The sequence below is a fragment of the Dyella sp. genome, from assembly GCF_036568765.1.
In the GTDB taxonomy this organism is placed as follows: domain Bacteria; phylum Pseudomonadota; class Gammaproteobacteria; order Xanthomonadales; family Rhodanobacteraceae; genus GSA-30.
In genome coordinates this window covers 24,359-46,666 of record NZ_DATCRY010000026.1, presented here as the reverse complement: position 1 = coordinate 46,666, position 22,308 = coordinate 24,359, and the positions used below count along the sequence as shown (strand labels likewise).

Here is a 22,308-nt window from a genome sequence, read left to right as displayed (position 1 = left end):
ACATGATCTATTGAGGCGCGAGCCATTAATTCTGGATTTCGATGGCTCGGTCGGTCACCTGCCGGGCTCGACCACGATTGCCTTGGGCGATTGGCAGGAGGCCATCCGTTTCGGTTGCACGCTGTCCACCTTCCGTCGTCTTCGGCGGCGCCTGGATGAGAGCATGCCGGCACATTACGGCACGGTGCTGATGGGCTCGGGCGACTATCATCATCTGACATGGCCACTGGTGGAGCGCCAACGCGCCAAGGGACCGTTCCAACTGGTCGTGTTCGACAATCATCCCGACAATATGCGCTTTCCCTGGGGCATTCATTGCGGGTCATGGGTGCGCAAGGTCGCGATGCTGCCCTACGTCGATCACGTGCATGTGGTGGGCATCACCTCCGGCGATATTGGTGCGGGGCACGCCTGGGAAAATTATCTGCGGCCGCTCCTTGCCGGCAAGCTCACCTATTGGTGCATGGATGTGGACGTGGACTGGGCGGCGCGCTTGGGTCTGTCGAGTGCGTTTCGGCGGTATGCCGACCCCGATGCGCTCACCGCAGCGTTCGTCGCCATGCTCGGCGAAGCGCCTCAAGCGACGTATCTGTCGATCGACAAGGACGCTTTCAGCGTGTCGACCGCACGCACCAACTGGGACCAAGGGCGTATCGAGGAACGGCATGCCATGGCCATTATCGACGCCCTGCGTGGCCATATCATCGCCAGCGACATCAACGGCGAGGTTTCTGCCTATCGCTATAGCACCTGGTGGAAGCGTCTGCTCAGCGGCATGGACGGGCAGGCGCCGGTGCCGCAAAGCGAGCTGGATGCCTGGCAGGCCCAGCAGCGAGCCCTGAATAGTCGACTGCTTGCCGCTATCGACGCCAGCTGCGTCTGATTTGGAAATTGCTTGACCATATGGTTGAATATGCTCCGCCGCTCGATGTGCTTTTCACTGCGCTGGCCGATCCGACCCGTCGCGCCATGCTGCAAACCCTTGCGGACGGGCCGGCCACTGCCGGCGAGCTGGCTGCCCGTATGTGATGTCCCTGGCTGCGGCATCGAAATCGAAACACATCAGGATGCTCGAGCGTGCCGGATTGATCGCCCGCAGCGTGCCGGGGCGCACGCACACCTGCAGGTTGGATGCTGCGCCGATGCATGCCGGCATGGAATGGATACGGCACTACGAACGCTTCTGGGGCGGTCGACTCGATGCGCTGCAAGCGGCGCTTGAGGCCGAGGACGACGCGGCACGGCCATCCCATAAATCGAGGAGCCAACGATGAACGCGAATTATGGTGTGGTTGCCGGTACCGTGCGGTTCGAGCGCTTGTTGCCGGGTTGAAGCCAAATATATGAAGCGTATTCCGGCGGATGCTGCGTCGAATACTTAAACAAACGCGCTGAAATCGACGCTCAAGCTCGCTTGTCACAAAGACAAGCATTTCAGCATCTAAACCTTACTTGAGGCGCTCATGGCGAAAATCTTAGGCCCATTTGACCTGCCGCCGCAGTTCTATTCGCCTGCGCTTGCGAACTTTTCGTCATCCGATGTTCAAAGTGCGTTTTATGTCGCTGGTGGTGGCCGGTATTCGGCGCAGCCATCTACCGACATTGCAATAGTTGATGTCAGGTTCGCCTCTGCATCACTCAAACCGCTCATTCGAAAAGGCTACGAAGAAAATCGAGAAATAGGCGTGCTGTGTTGCTCCCCCTTTGAGGTCTATGTGTTCACTGGTTCTTACCCGAGCAATCTGTCGGAAAATTACAAGGCGCATATCACCTATGCGCCTGTTATGGGGCAAGGCTTTGGTGACGAAGTCGAGATCGAGCTGCCAGAGCAGCTCATAAACGGCTCGGCGTTTGGTAGTGCCACTTACAACATAAAGACGAGACAGATCTATTTTTCTGCCTTGATGAACAACAACCTTGCCGTCGGCACAACGTACTTTGTTATTGATGCTGAGAGTAAGCGTTTTGTAAAGACATTCGAATCTCCAAATGGCCGGGGAGAAAGAGGCGTTCGCCCCGTAGTGAGCCAGGATGGCATGGCCTATTTTGCCAATGATGTCGATAGCAAAGTTTTTCGCTACGACGGCGTATCCGCGCAATTCGTTGAACCGATCGAATGGGCAGGATCGGGGAGCCCTGGTGGCCTCGCCGTGGATGACGCCGCAGGTGAGCTGCACGTGGCATTAGTGTCTAATATCGACGATGTCATATGCACGACTATCAACACGTTCGATATGGTATCCAAAGCAAAGCGTCGCGAACTCCCTCCATTCAAGGGAATGTGCGTGGAATTAAGTATTGACGAGGAAGGTCGGCTTCTTTTTTGTCTCTGTCAAAACCCGCGAGGCAGCGATCCATTGGGTGTTACCGTAGTGGATCTGGAGGAAGGTGAAGTTCTCGGAACACACGTCCTTTCGGTGGAAAAGTATTTGCCTGGCCTGAGTGCGATGAGATGGAATAAGACACAAAACTGCCTCATGACAACCTTTGCGACGGAAGAAAATCAACCTGGCTATTTTGTTATTCACAGTCCAGCTGAGTTTTGGCCGCCAACTCACAACGGACATGGTCAATAGGCCATCTGGTCTCGCCCGCAGGGTGATGTTGGAAGCCGTTAGGGGCTATGGCGTGAGGATCGATAATCCCGAACAACCCGTTCCAGCATCGCGCAGATATGCGCAAACTCCTCGTCGCGCGACCAAAGGCTATTACCGATAGTGAGCGAGCGTGCTGCGAAATCGCGCGCATGCGGCAAATCGGCCGGCGGCACGATGCCATTGAGGTAGCCGTAGTCGGGCAACGCATTAATAAACAGGCGACTGACACCGAGTCCAGCCGTCCATAGTTCATCCAGCGCTGCGTCACGCTGAGCTCGATCGGGCAAGAGCAATAGCAGAAACGGCCAGATACCTTCGTCGCCAGGCAAGTCGTCGAAGACAACGATGCCTGGAATTTGCCGCAACATCTTCACGCGTTGCAAGGCTTGTTGGCGAGTGGCGGCAACAAAGCCCGACAGCCGCGGCAGCGCACGAACGCCAACAGCTTGCCGCCAACGGCTGACCGTGTGCAGCGGAATGTCGGGACCGAAATCGTCGCCTACCGCGGTCACGGGATCGTTGGCCGCCAGCGCCTTGCGTAATGGATGGCCGTAGACCAGCGGCAGCAACGCGGGGCGATACGCTATCGCGTAGCCCATCAGCTCCAACGCACGCTGTCGATCCATGCGCGGGTCGCAGGCGATCAGTTCGCGATGGCTTTCGGCAAAGGCGGCGCGCAAGGCTGGATCGCGCGCAGTCAGCAAGCCACCTTCATATAGCGTCAGTCCCTTGCCGACGGCCAGGCTGAAGAAGCCCGCGTCGCCGAGCAGGCCGACGCTTTGCCCATCCTGCCGCGCGCCGGTGGCTTGTGCTGCATCTTCCAGCACGAAGGCACCCACGCGCTGCGCGATGGCTCCGGCCACATGCACGTCCGCCAGTCGGCCACCCAGGTGTGTCGGTACGATCGCCAGCGTGTTTTCGCCGCAGAGACCTTCCAGTTCCTGCCGATCCATGTCGTAGTGATCCGGGGCCAGATCGCACAGACGCGGAATCAATCCGGCACGATGGATCGCCAGCGCAACCAACGGACACGTCCATGCCGGCACCACCACCTCGCGTCGGCTGGGTTTGAGTTTGCGCATGGCGTTTAACGCCACCACCATGGCCGCGGTGCCCGAGCACTCCAATTGCAACGGCGGCGTCTGCAGCCACGCGGTGGCGGCGGCGGCAAAATCGGCGCCGCCGGGACGAAGGTCCAAGAGTTTGAGCGGGAGTCCTGCGGTCGGCGGCAGTTCACGCATGGGTTTAATCGCCGGCAGCTACGCCCAGCGCACCTTTGGCTTCGGTGGGAGCATCGCTTTCCGGATGGGCACCGGTTTCGGCGAAGGCCAGGCAAATGATGCCGGCTACGATCACCGCCGCACCGAGCAGGCGGGGCCAGGTCAATCCCTCGTTGAACAACCAGGCAGAGAAAAACATGACGCTGACCACTTCAAGATGGGTAACGGCGAAAGCCGGCCCGATCGGCGCATGCTTGAGCAGCGTCATCCAGGTAAAGAAGTTGCCGACATAGCCGATCACCGCGAGATAGATCCAGGGATGGCCGAATACGCGCACGATCCAGGCCCAGTTCGCCTCCGGCGGGAAGGCGTGATTACCCGCATACTTGAAACTCAGCTGCACGATGGTGTCGAACAGCACCAGTACCGTGAAGCCGATCAGGTAGAAGCGCTTCATGCGGTCAGCCTCCAGCGAATCCGACGATAGCCACACCGAGCGTGACCAGCATGATGCCAGTGACACGAAGCGGGGTGAGCTTCTCGCGAAACAGAATGCGCCCGGCAATCATGATCACCACGATATTGATCGAGCCGAGCAGCACGCCTTCGGAAAGGTCGACCAGCGAGAGAAAGGCGATCCAGACCAGGAATTCGGCCACATAGGAAAAGATGCCGACCCACAGCCATGGGCGCGATGCCATGTAGCGCCAGCGCGCGATGCCATCGCCTGCTTCCGGGTCACTGGCGGCTGCCTTGAAGGCGAGTTGGCCGACGGTATCGAGAGCGACGTTGAGCAGCCAGAGAACGACGACCAGCGGAGTCACGGCGAATCTCAGGCAGCCGCGCGCGCGGCGGGTTTGTACGTATCGGCGATGTTGCCGAAGAACTCCGCCGAGCGTTCGGTGAGCAGCCGACGTTCGCGATCGACGGTGATCATGTGGTAGCTGTCTTTCAGCAGCAGCATTTCAACCGGACCGGATACACCTTGCTCCACCAGCCGGGCATTGGACAAGCTGGCAATGTCGTCCTCGACCGCGTGGGCAATCAGGCAAGGTGCATGCACACGCGGCAGGTCGCGGCGCACGACCTTGGCCATGTTGTACATCTCGGCAAGCGAGGGCCAAGGATTGCCTGGCAACCCTGCGGCCGCACTGTCGCCACCAAGCATAAGTCCGGCGATCTGCGCGCGCAGCCGTTCGTCGCGGATGCCATAGGGCTCGTTCTCATGCACCATGCGGTGCTTGCCGATACCCAGCTTGCCGATCAATGGCAGCATGAACGCCAGACGGTTGTACCAGGGCGTTGCCCAGCCGTCGTAACGGAAGGTGGCGCCATAGACGCCCACGCCTTTGACCCAGTCCGGGCGTTCGGCAGCCAACTTCAGCGCCAGTACCGCTCCCATCGACAGGCCGGCCACGAACAGGTGATCGACTTCCTGGCGGAAGTTCTCGGCGGCAGCTTCGACACTGGCATACCAGTCTTTCCAGCCGGTCTTGAGCAGGTCATCGACATCGCCGCAATGACCGGCCAGCTGCATGCCATAGACCGAAAACCCGGCCCGGCTCAAGCCTTTGCCGACCAGCCGCATTTCCGCCGGGGTACCGGTCAGGCCATGGATCAGCATGACGCCGCTGCGGCCGCCCTCGAAGCGGAATTCGACATTCTCGATCATGCGCGAGCCGCCTTGGGGCGTACGGCTTGTGTGACAGCGGCAGGGAACATGGGCAGCGGAGTCGGCTTGGATGGCTGCACAGTGTGAGGGGAGACTCTTTCCGAAGGCTTTCCCGGGCGAGGGGAGGAGGGCTGTAGGGCTAAGTGTTTTGCCTGCAGAGGGGAGATGGGTTCACCTCACCCGTACCTCAGTGCCCGTGAAATTGCCCCACACCGATATCCACACTGATCCCGCCCGTCGGGTGATCGCAGCTTCCGGTGCGCTTGCTGAAGCTGACGGCGCCGGTCTGATAGTTGCCGCCGAAATGGTTACCGCTGACCACGCCCATGCCGACGCTGCCATGGACCTGGGTGTCGTTGTAGGTCGCGTCGTCACAGTCCTGGCGGGCGGCGCTGACACGCTCTTCATCGTCGTGATAGGTGCGACCGCTGGTATCGCCGTAGTAAACGCCGGGGGCGTCCTTCGGCCTGGTGCTGTTGTTGCTGCTGTTACTGGGGGCATTGCCGTTGGCGGCTACGCTTTTGTCGGTAGCGGGCTTGGCGGCCGTGCTGCTCGAGGCCGGCGCCATGCTCGGTGGCATGTCATTGGGCAGCTTGAGGTTCAGCGGTGGGGTAGCCGATTGCGCGTGGATGCCGGCAGTCAGTAAGGCCAGGGCGAGGGCGATCGAGAGCTGTTTCATGGGTATCCAAGGCGCTGGAGGATAGTGCGGGTAACGCGCCGATACGGGCGCAGGTGCACAACGACGCTTGGACTGCCGGCGCGCCGCGGGAGTTCCAGCGGCGCGCCGTTCAGTTTCACGCAGTGGTCTCGATCCGCTCGACGCGGCGCAGGCCGCGAGGCAGCACACCCCCGCGGGTGGCGCGGTTGCCGCCGAACTCGACCAGGTCGGACCAACGCAAAGTCAACTTGCGTTGGCCGGCGTACAGCGTCACCTCGCCCTTGCCTTCGGCGACTACGGCGACGCCAGCCACGCGTTCTTCGCCCGAGCCGAGCTTGGCCTTGGGAATCTCGATCAGCTTGTTGCCCTTGCCCTTGTCCAGTTCGGGTAGCTCGGCCACCGAGAACATCAGCAGGTGGCCCTCGGTGGTGACGACCACAATGCGGTCCCGTGCGGGATCGGCACTGACTTGCGGCTGCAACACCCGCGCGCCGTCGCCCAGGGTGATGATCTGTTTGCCTGCCTTGTTGCGTCCGGTGAGTGCTTCGAAGCGGGTGACGAATCCATAGCCGAAATCGGTCGCAAGCACCAGGCGGGTATCGTTATCACCAGCGATCAGCGCATCGAAGCTCGCCCCGGAGGGCGGCGTAAAGCGGCCGGTCAACGGTTCGCCATTGCCGCGTGCGGAGGGCAGGGTATGCGCCGGCGTCGAATAACTGCGACCGGTGGAGTCGATCACTGCGACCTGTTGTGTACTGCGCGCTCTCACCGCCGCCTTCAGGCTATCGCCCTCGCGATAGGACAAGCCGTCGGCATCCACATCGTGGCCCTTGGCGGCGCGGATCCAGCCCTTTTCGCTGAGCACCACGGTTACCGGTTCGCTAGCGACCAGGGCGCTCTCGTCCAGGGCCTGCGCGGCTTCGCGCACCACCAGCGGCGAGCGGCGATCGTCGCCGTACTTGGTCATGTCGGCACGCAGTTCTTCCTTGATCAAGCCCTTGAGCTTGGCCGGCGACTTCAGCAGCACGTTGATGCGGGCGCGCTCTTCTTCCAACTGATCGCGTTCGGCATTGATCTTCATCTCTTCCAGGCGCGCCAACTGGCGCAGTCGGGTCTCGAGGATGTAATCGGTCTGCTCTTCGGACAGCTTGAAGCGCGCCATCAGCACCGGCTTCGGTTCGTCTTCGGTGCGAACGATGCGAATTACTTCGTCCAGATTGAGATAAGCAATGCGCAAGCCTTCCAGCAAGTGCAGGCGACGCTCGACCTTGCCCAGGCGATGGGTGAGGCGACGCGTGACCGTATCGGTTCGGAAGCTCAGCCACTCGGTCAGGATGCGCTTGAGATCCTTCACCTGCGGCCGGCCGTCCAGGCCGATCATGTTGAGATTGACGCGGAAACTCTTTTCCAGATCCGTGGTGGCGAACAGGTGCTGCATCATCTCGTCGGCGTCGACGCGATTGGAGCGCGGCACGATGACCAGGCGAATCGGATTTTCATGATCCGATTCGTCGCGCAGGTCCTCGATCATCGGCAGTTTCTTGTTGCGCATCTGCGCGGCAATCTGCTCGAGTATCTTCGACGGGCTGACCTGGTGCGGCAGCGCGGTGATGACGATGTTGCCGTCCTCACGGGTATATACCGCGCGTGCGCGCACCGAGCCGGTGCCGGAGGTGTACATCGCGAGCAGTTCGTTGCGCGGCGTGATGATTTCCGCTTCGGTCGGGTAGTCCGGGCCGCGCACGTACTCGCACAGGTCGGCGATGGAGGCATCCGGATCGTCCAGCAGGCGGATGCAGGCGCTAGTGATTTCGCGCAGGTTGTGCGGCGGGATATCGGTGGCCATGCCTACCGCGATGCCCATCGAACCGTTGAGCAGCACGTGCGGCAGGCGCGAAGGCAGCCAGCTGGGTTCTTCCAGCGTGCCGTCGAAGTTCGGTGTCCAGTCCACCGTGCCTTGACCGAGTTCCCCGAGCAGCACTTCGGCGATCGGATTGAGTTTCGACTCGGTGTAACGCATCGCCGCGAAGCTCTTCGGATCGTCCGGCGAGCCGAAGTTGCCCTGGCCGTCGATCAGCGGATAGCGGTACGAGAACGACTGTGCCATCAGCACCATTGCTTCGTAGCAGGCGCTGTCGCCATGCGGATGGAACTTACCGATGACGTCACCGACGGTACGCGCGGATTTCTTCGGCTTGGCCGTCGAGGCCAGGCCCAGCTCGCTCATGGCGTAAATGATGCGCCGCTGGACCGGCTTCAGGCCGTCGCCCACGAAGGGCAGGGCGCGATCCAGCACCACGTACATCGAATAATCGAGGTAGGCGCGCTCGGCGTATTCCTTGAGCGGGATCTGTTCGTAATTGGCTTGCAGATTCATGGGGTTGCGTCGATTTGCAGGGGGCGCCTCGAGGCGGCGCAGCCTGCGGATGGTGCCAGAAGCGGAGCATTTTGGCTGCCCCGGGTCTCAGGCGATGAGTCAGGACGGCCGCTGCGCGGCTGTAAACCGCTATGTGGAGCTGCCTCGTGCTTTTCTTCTTGACGCCTCATGGCGAGCGCAAACGAGCGGTCCCCACGGCCGACCTCACGCACTTACTCCACTGCGACTTTGAATCCCATCGCCTCCAGTTGCCTCTGCACACTGTCGGGCCCGGCCAGGTGGCCGGCGCCGACCGCTATGAAACTGGTGCCGCCCGTCGAGTTGCGCAGGCGTTCGGCGATGGTGCGTGCCCAAGCCTTGTTGCGATCGACGATCAGGCTCTTGTAGAGCTCGGGGCTGGTCTTTTGCAGTTCGACGCTTTCAATCCGGGCAATGGCCTGGGTATTACCGTTCTTCCATGCATCGACCAGTTCGAGCAGTTTCTTCGGGCCCTCCTCCACGTCATGGAAGGTCTCACGCAACATGTCCAATTGGAGAGGTTCGGGCATGTCGGCCAGAATGCGTAATTGCTGTTCCGCGGTTTCCAGCCCATCGACCGGCTTACCCGCCGCAATCATGCGCGCTTTCAACTGCTTGTCCACGCCCTGGTTCGGGTCCATGCCGGCCTGCACCAGCGGCGCGACGGTGAGAGTCAGCGCGGCCAGCCACGGACGCATGGGTTCGAGTGCCTCCTCGCCGCCGGGCAAGTTGGCTGTGGCCACTGCAAGCTTCAACTTCGCTCGATCGGAAGCGCGCAGCTTGCTCGACAGCGGATGCGCTGGGTCGCGACCGTACTTGCGCACCAGCGGTATGACGGTGGCCGGATCGTCGTCGATCAGTTCGATGCTCAAGCGCTGGCTACGATCGAGCGCGGCGCTGAGCTTGTCTGACATCCAGTCGGTATCCGATGGCAGCAAGTGCACCGTACCGAAGAGGTAGATCGTCGTATTGCCCTGCCGGACGGCCCAAAGCAGCGGTTTGGCACACGCTGGCGCGGCAAGCGTCAGCGAGAGCAGGAGGACAGCGACAAAGCGAAAAAGGCGTGGCACCGAAAATATCCGTCAATCGTGTTGTTCGACGTCTTTGAGGAACGCGATCAGGCCATCGAAATAGGTTTTCTGGTCGTCGTACATCGACATGTGGCTGCCTTTGGGACACAGCAGGTAGTGCCCCTTCGGCAGGCGCTGCGACATTTCCTTCATGTACGCCGGATTCATCGTATCGTAGGTCCCGGCGATGACGAGGGTCGGCACGGTGATCTTGTGCAGGTCTTTGCTGCGATCCCATTCGACCAGTCGGCCGCTGGCGCCCAGTTCGCTCGGGCCCTGCATCAATTGATACAGGTGCTCGTTGATATGCGCGAAAGCGCGGTTGACCGGATCGGGCCATTGCGCCTGCGGCATGCGCAGCAGATGCTGCTCATAGTGCATGGGGATCAGGATCTCCATGTAGCGCGGATCGTCGGTCTTGTGCGCTGCCTCGAATTTCTGCACTTCGGCAAGCTTGGCCTGATCCATCTTGGGCATCAGCACCCGGTGCGCGTACTCGTTGTACTCGGGAATCGAATCGACCATGTTGGAGATCACCAGGCACTTGAGATGCTGCTGGTACTTGAGCGCGTACTCCATCGCGAGAATGCCGCCCCAGGAATGGCCGAGCAGGCAGAAGTTGTCGCGATCCAGGTGCAGGGCCTGGCGCACTTGTTCGACTTCCTCGACGAAACGATCGGTCGTCCATAGATCGTCGTCCTTGGGTTGGTCGCTATAGGCCGAACCGAGCTGGTCGTAGTAGTAATACTCGATGCCCGCGCCGGGGAAATAGCTATCGAAGGCCTCGAAATATTCATGCGTTGCGCCTGGGCCGCCATGCAGCAGCAACACTTTCAGCTTGGGGTTATTGCCCACCCGCTTGGTCCAGACTCGGAATTTACCCTTGGGCGTATCGATCTGGATCATCTTCACGCCGCCTGCCAGCACGTCGTCGTGGCCGGTCTGATCGAAGTAACCGGCGGTGGCGGGCTTGAGGTCGGCCGCCTGTGTGCCCAGGCAGAAACAGGCGCCCAGCAAGGCGGCTATGGCGAGGACGAAGCGCTTCATCGAGTTCCCCTAGGCGTTGAACGATCGGTCCACTATATCGCGGTCACCTTCGTGCCTCACTCTCCACGTTCTCCAGCGATAGTGGCGCGGCTATGTCTTCCAGGGCGCGTCGCTCGGCAGCAACACCCCAGCGCCATGCGACTACGGCAGCCACCAGCATCAGCGCCGCGCCGCCCAGGTAGCCGCCAACGATCGCGCCGCGCTGGCCGCTGCCGATCAGCACACCGAAAAGCCACGGACCGATGACACCGCCGATGGCCGTGCCCAGGGCGTAAAACAACGCAATGGCCAGGGCGCGCAATTCCAGCGGGAAGTTCTCGCTGGCGGTCAGGTAAGCCGAACTGGCCGCTGCGGAGGCGAAGAAGAATACGACGCTCCAGGCGAGCGTCTGGGTCTGCGCGGTCAGCACGCCTTCCCCGAACAACCATGCGGTCACAGCCAGCAGCAGCCCGGACATGGCATAGGTCAGGGCAATCATCGGCCGCCGCCCCAGGCTGTCGAACCAGCGGCCGAGGAACAACGGCCCGAGAAAGTTGCCCGCCGCGAACGGCAGCAGGAACCACCCCATGCGATCGTCGGCGATGCCATAGAAGCGGCCGAGCACCAGTGCATAGGTGAAGAAGATCGCGTTGTAGAAAAATGCCTGGCAAGCCATCAACACCAGCGTGACCGCGGTGCGCTGCGGATAATCGCGGAACAGCGTGCGTGCGACATCTGCCATGCGCAACTCGCGCGGGCGGAGGCGGAGCTTGGGCAGAGGCTGCGTCGGAGGCGTGACGTCCAGGCGCTCCTCGATCTGCTTCATGATGCTTTCGGCCTCCGCCAGCCGTCCATGCAGCATCAGCCAGCGCGGACTTTCAGGCAGGAACCGCCGCAGAAAGAGAATGACCAGTCCAAGCGCGGCCCCCAATCCGAACGACAATCGCCATCCCAGTTCCGCCGACAGCCAGTGCGAGTCCAGCAGCACCACTGCGCCGAGCGCGCCGAGCGCCGCGCCGACCCAGAAACTGCCATTGATGACCAGATCGGTATGGCCGCGGTAGCGCGCAGGAATCAGCTCCTGGATGGCCGAATTGATGGCGGCGTATTCGCCACCGATACCGGCACCGGTGAGCGCGCGAAACAGCGCAAAGACCCAGAAGTGTGTGCTGAACGCGGTCAGCGCGGTGGCGGTGAGATACAGGCCCAGCGTGATATTGAACAGCCGCTTGCGCCCCAGCTTGTCGGTCAGCCAACCGAACCCGAACGCACCGGAAACCGCGCCGATCAGATAACAACTTGCGGCGAGGCCAACTTGCTCATCGGTCAAGTGCAGCACCGGGCTGGATTTGAGCGCGCCGGCGATCGCGCCGGTGACGGTGACCTCCAACCCGTCGAGGATCCAGGTTATGCCCAGCGCGACAACCACCAGCGTGTGGAAGCGCCCCCAGTGCAGCCGATCCAGGCGTGCAGGGATGTCCGTGACGACGACATCCGATGCTGGGTCGGCAAGTACGGTCAACGGGGCACCCGGTAGCCGCCCGGCACGCCGTTCGGGCTGAGCGTCAATTGCCATAGCTGGTCGCGCCGGCTGCGGAACACCGCCGCCGATACGCCGAGATAGAAAAGCCACATGCGGCGGAAGCGTGCGTCGTAGTTTTCGGCCAGCTGCGGCCAGGCGCGATCGAAGTTCTCACGCCAGGCGGTGAGCGTTCGGTCGTAGTCGGCACCGAAATTGTGCCAGTCCTCGACCACGAACAAGGTCTGCAGAGCCTCGGTCACCTGGCTCGACGCCGGGATCATCGAATTGGGGAAAATATACTTCTCGATCCAAGGGTCCGGGCGCGATGGCGAGCCATTGCTGCCGATCGAGTGCAGTAAAAACAGGCCGTCGTCCTTCAGTACGCGCCGCGCCACTTCGAAATAGGTGCGGTAGTTCAGTGCGCCGACGTGCTCGAACATGCCGATCGAAAATACCGCGTCGAAGGTTTCGTCCAGTTCGCGGTAATCCTGCAGACGGATCTCGATCGGCAGGCCCCTGCACAGCGCGCGTGCAAATTCGGCCTGCTCTTGCGAAATGGTGACGCCGACGCCCTCGATGCCGTACTTTTCGGCGGCGTATTTCAGGGCTTCGCCCCATCCGCAGCCAATATCCAGCACGCGCTGGCCAGGGCTGAGACGCAGTTTCCGGCAGATCAGATCGAGTTTTGCGACCTGTGCGTCGTCGAGATTATCTGCCTCGGCCCAGTAGCCGCAGGAATAGACCAGTCGCTTGCCGAGCATGGCGTGGAACAAGTCGTTGCCCAGGTCGTAATGTACTTTGCCTACTTCGTAGGCATGCTCGCCGCGCTGCAAATTGACGAAGCGCGCCTTCAAGTGCAGCAGCAAGGTGTCGAGCGTACGCAGCTCTTCGTCCAGGTGCGCGGACAGCAGGCGGGTGAACATGCCTGCCAGATCCTGTGCGTCCCACCAGCCGTCCATATAGGCCTCGCCCAGGCCGAGCGAACCGTGCGCAAACACACGCGCATACAACCGGTCGTCGTGAACCTGCAGATCGGTCGGTGCCGGACCATCGATGAGGATCCCGGCCATTTCAAGCAGAGCGCCAGCGCGTTGCTTGAGTGAATCTTTGCTCATGCTTGCCTCATTCGAATGGGAAAGCGTGCGAAAACTTCAGCTCGACGAACTCTACCGGGCGAAAAGCAAAGACCGCGTGGATGCCTTCAGGCGCGCACGATGGCGCGCACCAAGGCCAGGCCCGCGATGGTCAGGGTAATCGAGCCGATCAAGTGCAGAGCTACATGGCCGGCGAACCACAGGTATTGCTGGCGCAGCAGCAGTGAGGTGGATTCGGCCGAGAAGGTCGAGAAGGTGGTGAGTCCGCCAAGAAAGCCGGTGGCGGCGAACAGTCGCCAGGCCAAGGGCAAGGTCTGATAGTGATCGAAGATGCCCAGCACGCAACCCATCAGCAGACCGCCCACGAGGTTGGCCGCGAGGGTGCCTAGCGGTAGCGTGGGAAAGATCGGGTTGAACAGCACGGCCAGCGCCCACCGCAGCCAGCAGCCGAGGATGCCGCCGATACCTACTGCTATAAAACCGCTCAAGTTCACGAACATCGTCTCCTGGCGAGGTCTTCAAAGGACTTCCATGGAAACAGGCAGGCACCTGCGCTTCCGGAACGTCCGGTCGTGCAGGCATCATCAACCCTACTGGGCGGTTTGCTTCGAAACGAAGCAGGAGGCATGCCATCTCCGTTGGCCGGATGCTAGCAGACTGAGCGCGGTTTAAGGGACGCTGGATGGCGCGCCGAGCATTGCCGCCAGCTTGCGCCCCACATCGGCGGGCTGCATGTCATAGGCATGCACGATTTGGTTAAGTCCGCCGTACGGTCCCCATTCCTCGGCATTGGTGGTATTGAAGATGCCGAGGGTCGGCGTGCGTGCCGCGCAAGACAGATGCATGATGCCGCAGTCGGCGCTGGTATAGGCGTCCAATGCGGCCAGGACGCTCGCCAGCTTGCGCAGATCGTTGGAAAAATATGCCGGATAGCGCGAGTCCAGCAACGAACGGCCGAAGGCGGGGATAATTTCCACACATTGATAGTCCGGTGCGGCCGCTTCGAAGGCATCCAGGAACGGCAACCACCATTCTTTGCGCAACAGCTTCGGCCCCGTGGCATTGGCGAACACGCCGAGAATGCGCTTGCCTTTGCCGCTGGCGCCCAGGACGCGTTGCAAGGCCGCGCGGCCATCGGCGCGTTCGGCATCGCTGAGTCGGATATCGGCGAACGGGTAGGGCATATCCCATGGCCGGCCGAGCGCGGCGCGCAGCAGGAACACCGGACGCTTACCCTTGCTGGTCGGCGCATCGGTCACCGGTACTGCATGGGTGACATTGCCGCTTTTCTTCGGGCTGTCGAAGCCCAGCTTGTAGGTGGCGTTGGCCCGCAACAGCAGCAGGCGCCCGGTCTGCGATTGCGGGTCGGGATCGATCACCAGGTCGTATTGGTTCTTGCGGATCGCGCGCCACTGCCTCAGCAACGTACGCGGGTGGCGCGCGCTGTGCGAGGGGAGCTTGTAGAGGCGGTCGACATTGAAATAGCGCCCGTAGATCGCTTCGGCGATCTGGCTGCGTGTAACGATATCGATGGTTGCGCCAGGATAGATCGTCTCCAATTCCTGGATCAGTGGCGTGAGCAGCAGGGCATTGCCCAGCGTGTGGCTGTAGTGGCAGATCAGGATCCGGTAAATGCCTTGCTCCGGCAGCGGCTCCTGGCTCAGCGTGACAGGTTTGCCGAAGAGCATGCGCATCAAGCTTTGCGCGACGCGGCGGCGCTTGTCATTGACGCGGGTAGAGGAGCGCAGACGTTTGAGCACAAGAGACCCTGAGGCGAATCAGCCGGCTAATCGTGGCACGGGCGGTGCGCTTTGCGAAGCTGTCCGGGGCGTTTTCGAGATGTCTCGCTTTTGCAGGTCCGGTTCAGCCGCGGTGCGCGGGTACGTTACGGCTATTCGCAGCTGAAGCCGTTCCTATAAGACAGGGGGATTCGCTAATTGTCCATCGGCGTGCAGCAATCCCCGGTCGATCAGCCAGGCACGCGCATTTTCCGCATCCTCCTCGAACCAGGCGCGTGCGGAGCCGAGCCGGAACGAATAGCCCCAGGCGTCCATGTCGGCCATGATCCGCGCGCTGCCCACGCCGGGGAGCGCATCGCCCAGTACGATTTGCAGGTAACAGGTAGCGTCCTCCTCGTCGATCGAATCGGTCGCGTCGGTATGTACCTGAGCACGCTTCTCCGCTGGCAGCACCAGCAGATGCCCGGCTTCGTGCAGCAGCGAATGTACAGGCGTATCGGCACGCGCATAAACGGTATGTCCGATGATGCCTGCCTCGTCGTCGCCCCAGAAGCTGCCGGGAATCGGTTCGCCGTCGGCGACCGGTTCGAGCCCAAGGCCGTAGCGCGCGAGTAGTGTTGCCGCCGGAGCAAAACCCAACTCGCCCAAGCGCAAGACGTCGACTAGTGTCCGATCGCCCGGGGCGTTCATGTCCGGTCTCGTGGACAAAAGCCGGCCGGATCAGCCGGCCGGCTTCGGCTCGGCCTTTGCCTCGGGCAGGGCCACGGACAGCTCCAGCACCTCATGGCCGCTGTCGCGCTCCACATTGATGGTGATGGCTTCCAGGTCCACGTGGACATATTTCTTGATCACTTCCAACAGCTCGTTGCGCAGCAGCGGCAGGTAATCCGGGCCACCTCGGGTGGAACGCTCCTGCGCCACGATGATGCGCAGGCGCTCCTTGGCCACGGTGGCCGTGGGTTCGGGTTTGCGCTTGAGAAAATCCAGAATACCCATCGCGATCAACCTCCGAAAACGCGCTGGAGAAAGCCCTTCTTCTGCACTTCGATGAAGCGCAGCGGCCGTTCTTCGCCGAGTACGCGCGCGACGGTGTCGCTATAGGCCTGGCCTGCGAACGAATCGTTGTTCAGGATCACCGGTACGCCGGAATTGGAAGCCGCCAGTACATTTTCCGATTCGGGAATCACGCCGATGACGCCGAGTCCAAGGATTTCCTCCACGTCCTTGACGCTGAGCATTTCGCCCTTGGCGACGCGTTCAGGGTTATAACGAGTCAGCAGCAACTGCTGCTTGATTGCGCCATCGCCGCGCTCGGCGCGGCGGGTCTTGCTCGCCAGCAGGCCGAGGATGCGGTCCGAGTCGCGCACCGAGGAGACCTCGGGGTTGACCACGACCACCGCGTTGTCGGCGAAGTACATGGCCAGGTGCGCGCCCTTCTCGATGCCCGCGGGCGAATCGCAGACAACGTAATCGAAGCCTTCCTCGGACAACTCGTTGAGCACCTTCTCGACACCTTCCTGGGTCAGTGCATCCTTGTCGCGCGTCTGGCTGGCCGCCAGTACGTAAAGGTTCTCATGGCGCTTGTCCTTGATGAGGGCTTGCTTGAGCGTGGCTTCCCCCTGCACGACATTGACGAAGTCGTACACGACCCGACGCTCGCAACCCATGATCAGGTCCAGGTTGCGCAGGCCGACGTCAAAATCGATCACCGCGACTTTCTTTCCGGCCATGGCCAGGCCGGTGGCGAGGGAGGCGCTGGTGGTGGTCTTGCCGACGCCGCCTTTGCCGGACGTGACGACGATAATCTCAGCGCTCAAGGGCTCTTCTCCGGTAATGCTTGGCAGGTGGGAATCGCCGGTCACAGCCGGGCGATCATCAATTTTTCACCATCGAGCCAGCATTGCACAGCCTGGCCTTCGAGGTCCTTGGGGATCTGTTCAAATACGCGGTAGTGGCCCGCGATCGCCACCAGTTCCGCGTGAAAGTTCGAAATGAAGATGCGCGCCTTCTCGTCGCCTTGCGCGCCGGCCATGGCGCGCCCGCGCAGGCCCCCGTAGATGTGGATGCTGCCATCGGCGATGACTTCGGCACCGTTGGCGATCGCGCCGGTCACGACCAGATCGCGGTCGCGCGCGTAGATCTGCTGGCCCGAACGTACCGCGCCGTCGTGATGCTGTGCGCCTAGCGCCGGTGCGGCCGGCTCTTCCGGAGCAGGGGCGGGTGCGGCTTTCGTACGCGCCGGCGCCGATGCGGCCGTGGCGGCTGGCGGCGCGATGCTGCCACCGTCGGCAGGCTCATAGGCGGCGCGGAACTTGGCGATCAGCGGCAGACCCATGCGCTTGGATAGCGCCTCGGTCTCGCTGGTGCCATAGGCCAGGCCGACCGGCAGCATGCCGGCGCTGCGTACGGCTTCGAGCAGCGCATCGACCGTACCGTCATCGGGCAGATTCAGCAGATGGCTGAGATCCAGCACCACCGCAGCACGGGAAAACAGTTGCGGGGCCGAACGCACGCGGCGCTCCAGCTCTTCGCACAGCGCGGCGGCGTCGACACGCTTGACGCGCACGCAGGCGATGCCCACCTGGCCGAAACGTAGGTCGCAGGCGTCTGAAAGGGTTTGATCCATGCTTACCGTCACGTACGCCGCTCTCCAGCGAGGCGGCGCTGATTGGAATCGGGGGAGTGAGGACGCTCACGTTCGGCGAGCCAGGGCACGTCGGGCAAGCCGCCGCGCTCCAGATAGGTCTCGCGGACGTAAGCATAACTCGGCAGCTCCTTGGCGAGCAGGCTGACTTGCGGGCCTTCGCTCCCCATGCGTTGCTGGCCGACTTCCTGGAAGCCATAGGTGCCATGGAACAGCACCACCACGTCGTCGCGCGGCTCCAGGAAGACCTCGCAGGTCAACAGCGGCACCCGCACTTCGGCATAGCTGTTGACGTCGCAGTAAAAAATACGACCCAGGCCATGCCGGCGATAGGCATTGGCGATCACGATGCGGTCGATGTAGACGAACTGGGGGTAGTGCTCACCGAACCAGACATAGTTCGGGCTCTGGTAAGGGCGTCCTTCGCGCATGGCGATCAGGAAGCCCGCCAGGTGTCCGTCGATCTCGGCGACGCGAAAATAATCGGCGTATGCGTAGAAGAAGCGCAAGCGCTCGGCGTCCAGGGCGAGGATGGAGCGGCCGGCGGCGTTGTTGAGCGCCAGTACGGCATCCAGGTCGTGCTCGCGCACGTCGCGGATGGCTAGGGCCATTCGTTGCTCCGCAATGCTTTAAGGTGGACCAGGACGAGTCTGCTTGGGCAGCCCGCATAATGGGGCGCATTATGACATGGCGGCGACGCCGTCACATATCACGATGCACCATGTAAAACGTTTGTAAAGTGCCGGACAGCAGGGCCTCCTGGGTTCGAGGCCAATGACTTCTCACGCATTGCACCACGCGCTCCGGCGCCTATGATGCCCTCATGCCCTGGCATTCTTTCAATCATCAGCGCGTCCTGCGTTATATCGGCCTGTTCACCTACCTCTGCGTAGGCGTGCCGTTATTGCAAAGCACCTGGGGCCTGGCCCTGGTCAACGCTTCATGGAGCAAAAGCCCGATCATCCTGGGCTGGGTCATCAGTTATCTGGTATTCGGCGCCAATTACCTGCTGCTGACCAGCAGGCTCGATTCGGGCATTCGTTTGACCAAGATCCTCGGCCTGGTCCTACTGACCGGGTCGGCGATCGCGGTGGGCTGGTTCAGCCAGAGCGGCTTGTCGGCCATGTTGATGACGGTGATCGCGATGGTGCTGCCTTGGCAGCTACCTATCATCCCCGGGCTGGTCTGGATGCTGGCCCAACACTTGCTGCTGATCCCGATCATTGCCTATTACCCCACCTGGACCTGGACCGGTGCGACGCTGCAGGTCTGCGTCTATATGGGGATGTCCATGTTGGCCTTTTTTACCTCCGCCATCGCCAGTCAGTTGGTGGAGGAGCGCGAAGTGCAACGCAGGCTCAATTCCGAACTGCGTGCCACACGTGCATTGTTGGCCGAATCGACCCGCATTGCCGAGCGCATGCGCATCGCGCGCGAGTTGCACGACCTGATCGGTCATCATCTCACCGCTCTAACGCTTAATCTGGAAGTGGCCAGCCATCTGACCAATCCGGAAGCTTCCGAGCATGTGCGCAAGGCTCAGGCCACCGCCAAGCATCTGCTCTCGGATGTGCGCGAGGCGGTCAGCGAGCTACGCCAGGATGATGCGATCGACCTGACCCAGGCCCTCGGCAGCCTGATCGAGGGCGTGCCGGGCCTGAAGGTACATCTGGAAACGCCACCGCGGTTCAGCGTGGAAGACCCGCGCCGGGCGCAGGTGCTGCTGCGCTGTGCGCAGGAGATCATCACCAATGCCGCCAAGCATGCCGATGCGCGCAATCTATGGCTCAACTTCGCCTATGCCGACGTCAACTTGCTTGGCCTGTATGCGCGCGACGACGGCCGCGGCGCGCCGCACTACCAACCGGGTAATGGCATGTCGGGCATGCGCGAGCGGTTGGCCGAATTCGGTGGCAGTGTAACGGTGGAGGCGACCGGGGTTACCCGCGGTTTCGCCTTGAACATCCGTCTGCCCTTGGGCGAGGAATCCGCGCTGGCGCACGCGCCGGCCCGGTTCGAGCCGCCCGCGCTATCAATGCCTTAGCATCATGCCGGTACGCTCAGGTGTTCGCCCGGACTCCCCGCGCCGTGTCACAATATGCGACACGGTTGCAACATCGTCTCTGTGTAGCCCGCTTGGGGGCGGCTACTAACGTGTCGAGGATTCGCGATGATTTCCGTTTGTCTCGTTGACGACCAGAACCTAGTCCGCCAGGGCGTTCGCTCCCTGCTCGACTTGGCCGAGGATATCCGAGTGGTGGCCGAGTGTGCCGACGGTGCGCAGGCCGTACAAGATATTCCTCGCGTCAAGCCGGACGTGGTGCTGCTGGATCTGCGCATGCCCAATATGAGTGGCCTGGAGGTATTGCAGGCGCTGTCCGCGCGCAACGAGCTGCCGCCGACCATCATCCTGACCACCTTCGACGACGACCAATTGGTGTTGCAGGGTCTCAAGGCCGGCGCACGCGGTTATCTGCTCAAGGATGTCTCGCTCGAACAACTCGTCGAGGCCGTGCGCACGGTGGCCGCCGGCGGTTCGCTGGTAGCACCGATGGTGACCCAGCGCCTGTTGGCGGGGGTAGGGCGCATGCAGAATCAGTTCACCAGCCTCGAGCAACCCGACCCGCTGACCGAACGCGAGACCGAGATCCTGCGGCTGCTCTCGGGCGGGTACAGCAATAAGGAAATCGCCAACTCGCTCAAGGTCGCCGAAGGCACCGTGAAGAATCACGTTTCCAACATTCTCTCCAAACTGGGCGTACGCGACCGCACTCGTGCCGTGCTCAAGGCGCTCGAGCTGGGCATCGTCTAGCAGGGGCGAGGCACGAGCAGCGAGTGCGCAGGCCTGAGCATTTTGCGGCCTGCTCGAAAAGCTCGCCAAACGAATGCCCTCGTTAGGAGATCTGCTGTCTCGTTCATTCGCACCCCCCGCTACTCGCCCCTCGTCCCTGAACCGGGGGCAAGCCTCACCATGCGTGCCCGAATGGCGCGACGCAGCACAGTTATGCGGGTCATTTTATGCCTACGCCCCAATAGCGTTCCCGCCCGCAAGCAAGTACCATCGAGGGCTTCGGCGCTGGCCGACCCCCGCCACGACGCACTTTCTTGGGGATTTACCGTGGCGGACAAGGTCCCCGGCGACGTCCTTGTGCCGCCTAGAGAGATGTTCGGAGAACCCCGGAATGATGCGTGTTCTAGAATTTATTGTTGCCCTGATCATTGTCGCCGTCGTTGGCGTCGTGGTGGGCGTGATCATGCCTGGCAGTGGCCACGTGGAAAGGACACTGGTGGTCGGCAAGGACATGCGTCAGGTTTACGATGTATTGAATAACTTCCGTCGTTTCCCCGATTTCTCGGTGCAGCGTCAGTACGACCGCAATACCAAGTACGAGTTCAGCGGCAAGGCCTATGGCCCGGGTGCCGAGATGAGCTGGTCGAGCGACGACGACAAAGTCGGCAATGGCAAGCTGGTTATCGCCAGCAACGATCCGAGTTTCGACAAGGTCGACGTGCAGGCTCGTACCGCCAAGATCGTGTGGAATGTGGACAACAGCTGGCGTGGCAAGGACAAGCATTTCACGCTCGATCTGGAACGCCAGGGCAGCCGCAACCAGCTGACCAAGATCACCTGGTCGTATGACGTCGAGTACGGTTTCAACCTGATCGACCGTTATTCCAACCTCTACATCCACGGCGATCCGGACGCCTTCGTCCAGTTCTCGCTGAACAACCTGCAGAATGTGCTGGCTCAGGTGCCGAACATCGATTATGGCAAGCTGATTCCGTACGTGGAGCAGACCCAGCCGACGCCGGTGCTGCTGGTCTCCACATCCATCGAGCGTAAGGGCGGTCTGGACGCGCTGAACGATGCCGTCGACAAGGCTACGAGCGAAATCCAGGCTGCGGCCAAGAAGCTCAATGTCAACATCACCGGCCCGCGCATCCTGTTCACCACGAACTATGGCGACCAGACGTACAACTTCGATGTGGCCCTTCCGATCAGCGCGAGCAGCCTGAATGTCGGCGGCCAGAGCCATGACCTGGTAGCACCGAAGCCGCCGCAGCTCAGCGATAGCGCAGCTCCGGCCAGCAGCGGCACCGCCGCCGCTCCGGCCGATGCCAATGCCGCACCGGGCAGCACCGATCGCTTCGGTCGCCTGATCGTCGACAGCAACGTGCGTGGCATGCTGGCCTTCGGTGGCCCGGCGCTGAAGGGCGAATGGAACGGAACCTTTGCTGGCGTGCCGCAGACCCGTGACATGCTCAAGGCCTACTCGCAGACGCATGGCTACAAGTTCGACGACGTGACCAACCCGTCGTACGACATCCTGGCCAAGCCGGAAGTGAAGAATGGCGACGACGTCACCAGCTATGCTCGTTTCGACGTCTATTTGCCGATCAGCAATGCTCCGGAGCAGACGCCGGAGCAGGAAGCCGGCATCAAGCCGCCGACGCTCGACGACGCCCCCGCCTCGTCCGGCACGGCTGCGGCTCCGGCGAGTTCGGCGCCGGCCCCGGCGGGCACCGCCGCCCCGGCCCAATAAGCAGAAAGCCTTCAAAAGGGCCCTTCTTCGGAAGGGCCTTTTTTTTGGGGGTGAGAGTACCGAGAAGTGAGTTGAGAGGAGCTAAGGGGCGTAAGAGGAAGCAGTTTTCGCTGCCTTTGCGCTTGCC

Annotated in this window: 24 protein-coding genes and 1 riboswitch; of the genes, 7 read left to right on the top strand and 17 right to left on the bottom strand. The window is 61.8% G+C overall.

What is annotated here, in order from left to right; all coding sequences use genetic code 11:
- The first annotated feature begins 10 nt into the window (after positions 1-10).
- The 4 genes from VIM98_RS02250 to VIM98_RS02235 all read left to right on the top strand — a co-directional run bounded on the left by VIM98_RS02250 (position 11) and on the right by VIM98_RS02235 (position 2,576).
- Complete coding sequence (locus VIM98_RS02250; protein ID WP_331991463.1) at positions 11-883, top strand: arginase family protein; 873 nt, start codon at positions 11-13, stop codon at positions 881-883.
- Positions 884-903: 20 nt separating this feature from the next.
- Positions 904-1,029: a helix-turn-helix domain-containing protein gene (locus VIM98_RS02245; protein ID WP_331991460.1), complete on the top strand. Its 126-nt coding sequence runs from the start codon at positions 904-906 to the stop codon at positions 1,027-1,029.
- Between the two features lie 38 nt (positions 1,030-1,067).
- Positions 1,068-1,274 (top strand): hypothetical protein, encoded by a 207-nt coding sequence (locus VIM98_RS02240; RefSeq protein WP_331991459.1) that lies wholly within the window; start codon positions 1,068-1,070, stop codon positions 1,272-1,274.
- A gap of 189 nt (positions 1,275-1,463) precedes the next feature.
- A complete protein-coding gene (locus tag VIM98_RS02235; RefSeq protein ID WP_331991458.1) occupies positions 1,464-2,576 on the top strand; it encodes a hypothetical protein in 1,113 nt (370 codons plus the stop codon).
- A gap of 38 nt (positions 2,577-2,614) precedes the next feature.
- Here VIM98_RS02235 and VIM98_RS02230 read toward each other — a convergent pair whose 3' ends face one another.
- The 17 genes from VIM98_RS02230 to VIM98_RS02150 form a co-directional block, all read right to left on the bottom strand.
- Positions 2,615-3,838: a DegT/DnrJ/EryC1/StrS family aminotransferase gene (locus VIM98_RS02230; RefSeq protein WP_331991457.1), complete on the bottom strand. Its 1,224-nt coding sequence runs from the start codon at positions 3,836-3,838 to the stop codon at positions 2,615-2,617.
- A gap of 4 nt (positions 3,839-3,842) precedes the next feature.
- Positions 3,843-4,274 carry a DMT family transporter gene (locus VIM98_RS02225; RefSeq protein ID WP_331991456.1) on the bottom strand — a complete coding sequence of 144 codons (432 nt, stop codon included), beginning with the start codon at positions 4,272-4,274 and terminating at the stop codon, positions 3,843-3,845.
- Positions 4,275-4,278: 4 nt separating this feature from the next.
- Entirely contained in the window at positions 4,279-4,641 is a 363-nt protein-coding gene (locus VIM98_RS02220; RefSeq protein ID WP_331991455.1) for an EamA family transporter, read from the bottom strand.
- Positions 4,642-4,649: 8 nt separating this feature from the next.
- Positions 4,650-5,489: an alpha/beta hydrolase gene (locus VIM98_RS02215; protein WP_331991454.1), complete on the bottom strand. Its 840-nt coding sequence runs from the start codon at positions 5,487-5,489 to the stop codon at positions 4,650-4,652.
- Between the two features lie 187 nt (positions 5,490-5,676).
- Positions 5,677-6,168 carry a hypothetical protein gene (locus VIM98_RS02210; RefSeq protein ID WP_331991453.1) on the bottom strand — a complete coding sequence of 164 codons (492 nt, stop codon included), beginning with the start codon at positions 6,166-6,168 and terminating at the stop codon, positions 5,677-5,679.
- A gap of 115 nt (positions 6,169-6,283) precedes the next feature.
- Positions 6,284-8,524, bottom strand: coding sequence for a DNA topoisomerase IV subunit A (parC, locus tag VIM98_RS02205; RefSeq protein WP_331991452.1), 2,241 nt, complete (start codon positions 8,522-8,524; stop codon positions 6,284-6,286).
- 212 nt (positions 8,525-8,736) lie between these two features.
- Complete coding sequence (locus VIM98_RS02200) at positions 8,737-9,612, bottom strand: TraB/GumN family protein (RefSeq protein WP_331991451.1); 876 nt, start codon at positions 9,610-9,612, stop codon at positions 8,737-8,739.
- 12 nt (positions 9,613-9,624) lie between these two features.
- Positions 9,625-10,659 (bottom strand): proline iminopeptidase-family hydrolase, encoded by a 1,035-nt coding sequence (locus VIM98_RS02195; protein ID WP_331991450.1) that lies wholly within the window; start codon positions 10,657-10,659, stop codon positions 9,625-9,627.
- Between the two features lie 43 nt (positions 10,660-10,702).
- The gene (locus tag VIM98_RS02190; RefSeq protein ID WP_331991449.1) at positions 10,703-12,214 is read right to left on the bottom strand and encodes an MFS transporter; all 1,512 of its coding nucleotides are present in this window, start codon (positions 12,212-12,214) and stop codon (positions 10,703-10,705) included.
- On the bottom strand, positions 12,157-13,275 hold the full coding sequence (cfa, locus tag VIM98_RS02185; RefSeq protein ID WP_331991448.1) for a cyclopropane fatty acyl phospholipid synthase: 1,119 nt from the start codon (positions 13,273-13,275) through the stop codon (positions 12,157-12,159). The genes VIM98_RS02190 and cfa overlap by 58 nt, the downstream gene beginning before the upstream one ends.
- An 86-nt stretch (positions 13,276-13,361) precedes the next feature.
- A complete protein-coding gene (gene crcB, locus VIM98_RS02180) occupies positions 13,362-13,754 on the bottom strand; it encodes a fluoride efflux transporter CrcB (RefSeq protein WP_414650177.1) in 393 nt (130 codons plus the stop codon).
- Between the two features lie 68 nt (positions 13,755-13,822).
- Positions 13,823-13,900: riboswitch (Fluoride riboswitch) on the bottom strand.
- Between the two features lie 22 nt (positions 13,901-13,922).
- Positions 13,923-15,014: a glycosyltransferase family 9 protein gene (locus VIM98_RS02175; RefSeq protein ID WP_331991447.1), complete on the bottom strand. Its 1,092-nt coding sequence runs from the start codon at positions 15,012-15,014 to the stop codon at positions 13,923-13,925.
- Between the two features lie 153 nt (positions 15,015-15,167).
- Entirely contained in the window at positions 15,168-15,683 is a 516-nt protein-coding gene (locus VIM98_RS02170) for a hypothetical protein (RefSeq protein ID WP_331991446.1), read from the bottom strand.
- Positions 15,684-15,713: 30 nt separating this feature from the next.
- On the bottom strand, positions 15,714-15,989 hold the full coding sequence (gene minE, locus VIM98_RS02165; protein WP_331991445.1) for a cell division topological specificity factor MinE: 276 nt from the start codon (positions 15,987-15,989) through the stop codon (positions 15,714-15,716).
- 5 nt (positions 15,990-15,994) lie between these two features.
- Positions 15,995-16,810, bottom strand: coding sequence for a septum site-determining protein MinD (gene minD / locus VIM98_RS02160; RefSeq protein WP_331991444.1), 816 nt, complete (start codon positions 16,808-16,810; stop codon positions 15,995-15,997).
- A 41-nt stretch (positions 16,811-16,851) separates the two neighbouring features.
- Positions 16,852-17,619, bottom strand: a complete 768-nt coding sequence (minC, locus tag VIM98_RS02155; protein ID WP_331991443.1) for a septum site-determining protein MinC — start codon at positions 17,617-17,619, stop codon at positions 16,852-16,854.
- Between the two features lie 8 nt (positions 17,620-17,627).
- On the bottom strand, positions 17,628-18,248 hold the full coding sequence (locus VIM98_RS02150) for a GNAT family N-acetyltransferase (RefSeq protein ID WP_331991442.1): 621 nt from the start codon (positions 18,246-18,248) through the stop codon (positions 17,628-17,630).
- A gap of 212 nt (positions 18,249-18,460) precedes the next feature.
- Between VIM98_RS02150 and VIM98_RS02145 the strand changes: the two genes are divergently transcribed.
- From VIM98_RS02145 to VIM98_RS02135, 3 genes are all read left to right on the top strand, one after another.
- Positions 18,461-19,681 (top strand): sensor histidine kinase, encoded by a 1,221-nt coding sequence (locus VIM98_RS02145; protein WP_331991441.1) that lies wholly within the window; start codon positions 18,461-18,463, stop codon positions 19,679-19,681.
- A 126-nt stretch (positions 19,682-19,807) separates the two neighbouring features.
- Positions 19,808-20,449, top strand: a complete 642-nt coding sequence (locus VIM98_RS02140; protein ID WP_019464490.1) for a response regulator — start codon at positions 19,808-19,810, stop codon at positions 20,447-20,449.
- A 370-nt stretch (positions 20,450-20,819) separates the two neighbouring features.
- Positions 20,820-22,181 carry a polyketide cyclase gene (locus VIM98_RS02135; RefSeq protein WP_331991440.1) on the top strand — a complete coding sequence of 454 codons (1,362 nt, stop codon included), beginning with the start codon at positions 20,820-20,822 and terminating at the stop codon, positions 22,179-22,181.
- The last annotated feature ends 127 nt before the right edge of the window (positions 22,182-22,308 follow it).

Coding starts and splice junctions, on each gene's coding strand:
- VIM98_RS02245 (WP_331991460.1), top strand. CDS start 904: ATGGTTGAATATGCTCCGCCGCTCGATGTGCTTTTCACTGCGCTGGCC.
- VIM98_RS02240 (WP_331991459.1), top strand. CDS start 1,068: ATGCTCGAGCGTGCCGGATTGATCGCCCGCAGCGTGCCGGGGCGCACG.
- VIM98_RS02235 (WP_331991458.1), top strand. CDS start 1,464: ATGGCGAAAATCTTAGGCCCATTTGACCTGCCGCCGCAGTTCTATTCG.
- VIM98_RS02230 (WP_331991457.1), bottom strand. CDS start 3,838: ATGCGTGAACTGCCGCCGACCGCAGGACTCCCGCTCAAACTCTTGGAC.
- VIM98_RS02225 (WP_331991456.1), bottom strand. CDS start 4,274: ATGAAGCGCTTCTACCTGATCGGCTTCACGGTACTGGTGCTGTTCGAC.
- VIM98_RS02215 (WP_331991454.1), bottom strand. CDS start 5,489: ATGATCGAGAATGTCGAATTCCGCTTCGAGGGCGGCCGCAGCGGCGTC.
- VIM98_RS02210 (WP_331991453.1), bottom strand. CDS start 6,168: ATGAAACAGCTCTCGATCGCCCTCGCCCTGGCCTTACTGACTGCCGGC.
- parC (WP_331991452.1), bottom strand. CDS start 8,524: ATGAATCTGCAAGCCAATTACGAACAGATCCCGCTCAAGGAATACGCC.
- VIM98_RS02195 (WP_331991450.1), bottom strand. CDS start 10,659: ATGAAGCGCTTCGTCCTCGCCATAGCCGCCTTGCTGGGCGCCTGTTTC.
- VIM98_RS02190 (WP_331991449.1), bottom strand. CDS start 12,214: ATGGCAATTGACGCTCAGCCCGAACGGCGTGCCGGGCGGCTACCGGGT.
- cfa (WP_331991448.1), bottom strand. CDS start 13,275: ATGAGCAAAGATTCACTCAAGCAACGCGCTGGCGCTCTGCTTGAAATG.
- crcB (WP_414650177.1), bottom strand. CDS start 13,754: ATGTTCGTGAACTTGAGCGGTTTTATAGCAGTAGGTATCGGCGGCATC.
- VIM98_RS02170 (WP_331991446.1), bottom strand. CDS start 15,683: ATGAACGCCCCGGGCGATCGGACACTAGTCGACGTCTTGCGCTTGGGC.
- minE (WP_331991445.1), bottom strand. CDS start 15,989: ATGGGTATTCTGGATTTTCTCAAGCGCAAACCCGAACCCACGGCCACC.
- minC (WP_331991443.1), bottom strand. CDS start 17,619: ATGGATCAAACCCTTTCAGACGCCTGCGACCTACGTTTCGGCCAGGTG.
- VIM98_RS02150 (WP_331991442.1), bottom strand. CDS start 18,248: ATGGCCCTAGCCATCCGCGACGTGCGCGAGCACGACCTGGATGCCGTA.
- VIM98_RS02145 (WP_331991441.1), top strand. CDS start 18,461: ATGCCCTGGCATTCTTTCAATCATCAGCGCGTCCTGCGTTATATCGGC.
- VIM98_RS02140 (WP_019464490.1), top strand. CDS start 19,808: ATGATTTCCGTTTGTCTCGTTGACGACCAGAACCTAGTCCGCCAGGGC.
- VIM98_RS02135 (WP_331991440.1), top strand. CDS start 20,820: ATGATGCGTGTTCTAGAATTTATTGTTGCCCTGATCATTGTCGCCGTC.